General features: G+C 71.8%; 5 protein-coding genes and 1 pseudogene. All 6 read right to left on the reverse strand.

The window, feature by feature from the left end:
- A pseudogene (locus tag ACOJSN_RS07100) lies at nucleotides 1-381 on the reverse strand (hypothetical protein); the annotation flags it as partial.
- On the reverse strand, nucleotides 378-1,703 hold the full coding sequence (locus ACOJSN_RS07105; protein ID WP_420111806.1) for a hypothetical protein: 1,326 nt from the start codon (nucleotides 1,701-1,703) through the stop codon (nucleotides 378-380). The gene ACOJSN_RS07105 and the pseudogene ACOJSN_RS07100, both read right to left, overlap by 4 nt.
- A 110-nt stretch (nucleotides 1,704-1,813) precedes the next feature.
- Nucleotides 1,814-2,521 carry a heme ABC transporter ATP-binding protein gene (locus ACOJSN_RS07110; protein ID WP_420111807.1) on the reverse strand — a complete coding sequence of 236 codons (708 nt, stop codon included), beginning with the start codon at nucleotides 2,519-2,521 and terminating at the stop codon, nucleotides 1,814-1,816.
- Nucleotides 2,522-2,524: 3 nt separating this feature from the next.
- A complete protein-coding gene (locus ACOJSN_RS07115; protein ID WP_420111808.1) occupies nucleotides 2,525-3,613 on the reverse strand; it encodes a FecCD family ABC transporter permease in 1,089 nt (362 codons plus the stop codon).
- Nucleotides 3,610-4,701 carry a heme/hemin ABC transporter substrate-binding protein gene (locus tag ACOJSN_RS07120; RefSeq protein ID WP_420111809.1) on the reverse strand — a complete coding sequence of 364 codons (1,092 nt, stop codon included), beginning with the start codon at nucleotides 4,699-4,701 and terminating at the stop codon, nucleotides 3,610-3,612. The genes ACOJSN_RS07115 and ACOJSN_RS07120 overlap by 4 nt, the downstream gene beginning before the upstream one ends.
- 80 nt (nucleotides 4,702-4,781) lie before the next feature.
- A partial coding sequence (locus tag ACOJSN_RS07125; protein ID WP_420111810.1) for a heme oxygenase (biliverdin-producing) occupies nucleotides 4,782-5,146 on the reverse strand: 365 nt, incomplete at its 5' end.

Here is a 5,146-nt window from a genome sequence, read left to right on the forward strand (position 1 = left end):
GCGGCCGCCCCACGTCAGTGGCTGCCAGCCGCCGTCGCTGCTGGGCTTCTCGATGCGCACGTTGCCGTCGCTGGTGCGGAACAGCGCGTGGGGTCCGGTCGCGTCGGACTCGCTCCAGACTCGCGCGCTCCCGGCGTCGCCGGCCCAGCCGGCGGCCAGGAATTTGCAGCCGCCGAAGAACGCACCCCCTCCCGCCACGGCGTTTAGGGCCCACCGGAGCTGGGCGTCCGTCACGCGCAGCTCGTCCTCGGTGTCGGGGATGTCCACCGTGACCGTGAGGTCGTCGTCGGCGTGCGCACCCAGGGCCGACACCACCACCAACGCCGCCATGGCTGCGAGGAGGAATGTCAGGACCGCCGCGCGGCGAGCGAGCGCCGTCACTGCAGGACCTCCTCACGGCGCCGTGCGGATCGACGCACGGGGATCACCGCGGTGTCCGCGAGGTCGCCGTCGGGCGTGACCTGCGTGACCGGCGGCGTCGACGGCTCGGGCGCCACCTTCGGCTCCGCGGGCTGCTCGTCCACGCGTGCTGCTGCGGCCGCCTTCTCGGCGCGCTTGCGGCGACGGCGACGCGTGAGCCCGGTGACGAGCGAGCTGACCACCACGATCAGCAGGACCACCGCGGCGATCAGTACCGCCAGCACGGGCCAGGACAGGCCTTCGCCGGCCGCGTTCTCGGCAGCCGTGAGCGCCGCCGGGTCGGCCATCACGGTGACGGTTGCTTCGGCAACCTGCCCGGAACCCGCCCCGAGAAGCTGGAGCACGTGGCTGCCGGTGCGGAGGTTCGCCGGCAGGGTGAGCGCGCCGGCGACCTCGCCGAAGCGACCGGCGATCAGCGGACCGGCGCCGGTCTCCCCCGCGCCGAGCACCGCCACCACCTGCTCGCCCGGCTGGAACCCCGTGCCGGTGAAGGTCAGCACCCGGCCGACGATGATCGTCGACTGCTCCAGCCCGATCGTCGCCGGGCCCGACGGCGCAGCCACCTCGATGTCATCGGTCGGCTCCTCGCCGGTCGTCTCGTCGTCCGCGTCATCGCCCGTCGCACTCGACGCGGTACCGCCGTCGTCGCTCGTGCCCGAGCCACCTTCGGTCGAGGAGCTGCCGGTGCCGGAGCCACTGACGAACTCGACAGGCGTGAACGTCTCGTTGGAGGGGTTGATCACGCCGTGGGCGCCGATCGTGATGATCCCGCAGGTGACCTCGCGGCAGTCGACCGAGCGGACATCGCCGTCACGGTCGATCGCCTCGAATGTGGCGCCCGGAACCCGCATCTGCAGGCTCCAGGTGCCATCGGCGCTGACCTCGCCGCCGTTGGCCGCTGCCGCGGTGCCCGAGCCCGGGAAGGTCACGAACCGCTGGTAACCCTGGTTGTCCTTGGCCTCGGTGTCGGGCACGTAGAGGTAGTCGACGCCGGTCGAGCCACCGTTGCTGGGCCGCCAGGACCCACCGTTCGGATCGTCCACCCAGCCGAACAGCACGTAGATGCCGCCGAAGCCGCCCTCGATGGACTGGAACCCCGACCCGGACACGCTCAGCGCCGTCTGGCCGTCGATGCGGACCTGGGTGCCGCCGAGCTCGGAGTCGATGCTGACGCCAGCTGCCGCCGACGCAGGCGAGGCCACGCCGATCCCCAGCAATGCCACCGCTGCGGCGAGCATCAAGCGTGCCCACCCGCCCGCTGCTGTCCTTCGCGTCCTGCTCACTGCACCGTCTCCCTGATCCCCTCGGGCGTCATGTCCTCGTCCATCTCGTCGCCAGCGCCACGCCACGGCACCACCACCAGGTCGTTGCCGATCTCCTGCACGGTGACCGGTTAGCTATACACGGCGGTCAGCAGCTCGTCCTGGCACACCTCGCGAGGTGTGCCATCGGCACGCACGCGGCCATCCGCCAGCAGCACCATCCGGTCCGCGTACGCGGCTGCGAGCGACAGGTCGTGCAGCACCACCACCACGGCCGCTCCCTCGCGTGCAGCGCGACGGGCACGCCGCAGCGTGGCCTCCTGGTGGCGGATGTCCAGCGCCGCGGTCGGTTCGTCGAGCAGCACCACGGGCGTAGTCTGCGCCAGCACCCGGGCGAACCCGGTGCGCGCCTTCTCGCCACCGGACAGCGTGGGATAGCGCTGCTCCACGAGCGGCGCGATCTCGGTGTCCACGATCGCAGCCGCGACCACGGCATCGTCCTCGGCCACGCTCGAGGTGCGCCGCCACGGTGCACGGCCCATCTCCACGACCTCCTGAGTGGTGAACGCGAACGCGATCCGGCTCTCCTGCATCTGTACGGCGCGCATCCGCGCGAGCCGCGCGGGCGGCAGGCTGTGCAGCGGCACGCCGTCGATGCTCACCTGGCCGCTCTGCGGCGTCAGGTCGCCCGAGAGAACGCCCAGCAGCGTGGACTTACCGGCACCGTTCGGCCCGACGAGCGCGACCACCTCACCGTGCTGCACGGCGACGTCGACGCCGTCGAGCACGGCACGACCGCCGAGGGTGACCCTGACCTGGGTGGCCTGCAACGCCGTCATGCTCTACACCCACCCGCCTGCGCGGCGGCTGCGCCGGATCAGGTAGAAGAAGAACGGGCCGCCGACGAGCGCAGTGAGCATGCCAATCGGGAGGTCCGCATACGGCACGATCGTGCGCGCGCCGAGGTCGGCCGCGAGCAGCAGCACGCCGCCACCGAGGGCACTGCCCGGGAGGAGGGCGCGGTGGCCCGGACCGATCAGCATCCGCAGCAGGTGCGGCACCACCAGACCGACGAACGCGATGCTGCCGCAGAACGCCACGGCCGCTCCGGTAAGGATCGCGACCAGCACCACGATGCGCTGCCGCAGCCGCTCCACGTCCACGCCGAGGTGCCGCGCGGGCCGGTCGCCGAGAGCGATCAGGTCGAGCGGGCGCGCCGCGAACAGCGAGACGACCACGCCGATCAGCACCACGGGCGCGACCGCGAGCACGTGCTGCCAGCGGGTGCCGTTGAGCGATCCGAGTTGCCAGAACACGATCTCCTCGCGCGAGGAGGTGTCACCGAGGAACGTCAGCAGCGCGATCGCGGCACCGCAGACCGCGTTCACGGCCACGCCGGTGAGGATCAGCGTGACCACCTCGGTACGCCCACCCTGCCGCGCGGTGCTGTAGGCGATGGCGGTCGCGGCCACCGCCCCGGCGAACGCGACGGCCACCACGGTCCACTCGCCCAGGAAGTCCAGTCCCAGCACGATCACCGTGCAGGCGCCGACGGCCGCTCCCGCGCTCACGCCGATCACACCCGGCTCGGCGAGGGGGTTGCCGAAGATGCCCTGCATCAAGGCGCCGCCGGTGGCGAGCGCCGCGCCGACCGCGAGCGCCAGCACCACGCGGGGCAGCCTGATGATCCAGAGCGCGTCCTCCTGGGTCTGGGAGAGGGTGCTGGGCCCCCACAGACCGATCCGGTGCAGCAGCGACACGAGCACCTGATCGGGGGGCATCGAGAGCTGGCCGAGACCGATCGAGACCAGCGTGAGCACCACCAGGCCGACCACGAGGCCCGTGAAGACCGCGGTGAGGCGCACCGCGCGACGGGACCGGGCGCCGTCGGGAAGGACCGCCGGGGTGGCGACGCGGACCTGGGTACTCACTCAGCCCCCTGCGGGGCGTAGATCGCGACCGCGAGCGCCTCGAGCACATCGGCGGAGTTGGAGCCGAAGCTGAGGATCTCGTAGTCGGACATGTCGACGATGCGCTGGTTCTGACCGGCCGGGGTCAGACCCAGGGCGGGGACGCGTTCGAGGAGCCCGGCCACGCCGTCGACCGACTCCAACCCCTTGGTCATCATCAGCACGAGATCGGGCGCGGCGGCGACCAAGCCCTCGTCGGTGAGGGGCTGCATCCCCTCCCAGCCGATCTCGGTGGCGACGTCCGTCCCGCCCAGTGCGCCGATGAGTGAGTCGGTCCCGGAGCCGGTGCCGAACATGTAGTAGATGCCCGACTGACCGCGCACGTAGAGGAAGGCGATGCGCAGCTTGTCGTCCCCCTCAGGGGCGATCGCGGCGATCTGGGCGACCATGGCCTCGATCGACTCCTGCGTGCGCTGCGCCAGCTCCTCCCCCTGCTCGCTCACACCGAGCGCGTCGGCGATCTGCTGGATCAGCGCGGGCGCGGTCTCCAGGGAGCGGTGGGAGTCGATGACGATCACGGGGATGCCGGCGTCGCGCATCTGCAGCATCACGTCCCACGGGCCGAGGCTGGTGTCGGTAATGATGACCGAGGGCGCGAGGCCGAGGATCGCCTCCCCGTTGAGCTCGTGGCCGTTCGCGGTGACCAGCGGCAGATCGGCGACCTCCGGGAAGCCGGAGGAGGTGTCGCGGCCCACGAGGTTGTCGCCGAGGCCGAGCTCGTAGACGGCGCGGGCGGCGGTGCCGTAGAGATCCACGGCCAGGATCCGGGAGACATCGTGGACCGTGATCTCGGTGCCCTGCGCGTCGGTGACGGTGGCCGGCAGCTGCGGCGTGGGGTCGGTGGCGACCGGGTGCAGCGCGGTGTCGGTGAGGACGGCCGTGGACGGTCCGACGTACGAGCCGGGATCGTCCAGTGGCTCGACCTCGGCGAGGTGAGCCCCGGATCCGGCGCTGCCGCTGGTTCCGGCGTCGGGCGCACACGCGCCGACGAGGATCAGCGCGGCGAGCGCGGTGGAGCTCAGGACCGCAAGCAGGCGGCGTGAGGGCATGGTCGAGGCCTTCGCGATCGAGTGATCATCGGGTTGGCGCCCCGCCCGGCGCGGCACCGGGCGGGGCAGTCGAGGGAAGCTCAGGACAGGGACGCGAAGATCGCGGCGTTCATCGCGAACGCGCGCTCGGCCTCCGCGATCACCTCGGCACGCTCGGACTCGCCCCACGGGGCGCTGTCCAGGGCACGGCGGTAGTCGTCCTTGTAGAGCTTCGGCTTGGGGATGCCGTCGAATCGGTAGAACAACAGGCCGGGCTCACCTTCAGTGAGGCCGTAGTACTGCGAGACGCGGCGGGAGATCGCCTGGCCCCCGGAGAGATCGCCGAGGTAGCGCGTGTAGTGGTGGCCGACGAACGCCGGGGTGCTGTGAGAGACGCTCGCGATGTGCTCGGCGTCCGCGCGGGCGGCTGGGCGCGGGGGCTCCGTGCTGCGCCAGTCGGGCCCGA

The organism is Pseudactinotalea sp. (genome assembly GCF_048594945.1).
GTDB lineage: Bacteria > Actinomycetota > Actinomycetes > Actinomycetales > Beutenbergiaceae > Pseudactinotalea.

Coding starts and splice junctions, on each gene's coding strand:
- ACOJSN_RS07110 (WP_420111807.1), bottom strand. CDS start 2,521: ATGACGGCGTTGCAGGCCACCCAGGTCAGGGTCACCCTCGGCGGTCGT.
- ACOJSN_RS07120 (WP_420111809.1), bottom strand. CDS start 4,701: ATGCCCTCACGCCGCCTGCTTGCGGTCCTGAGCTCCACCGCGCTCGCC.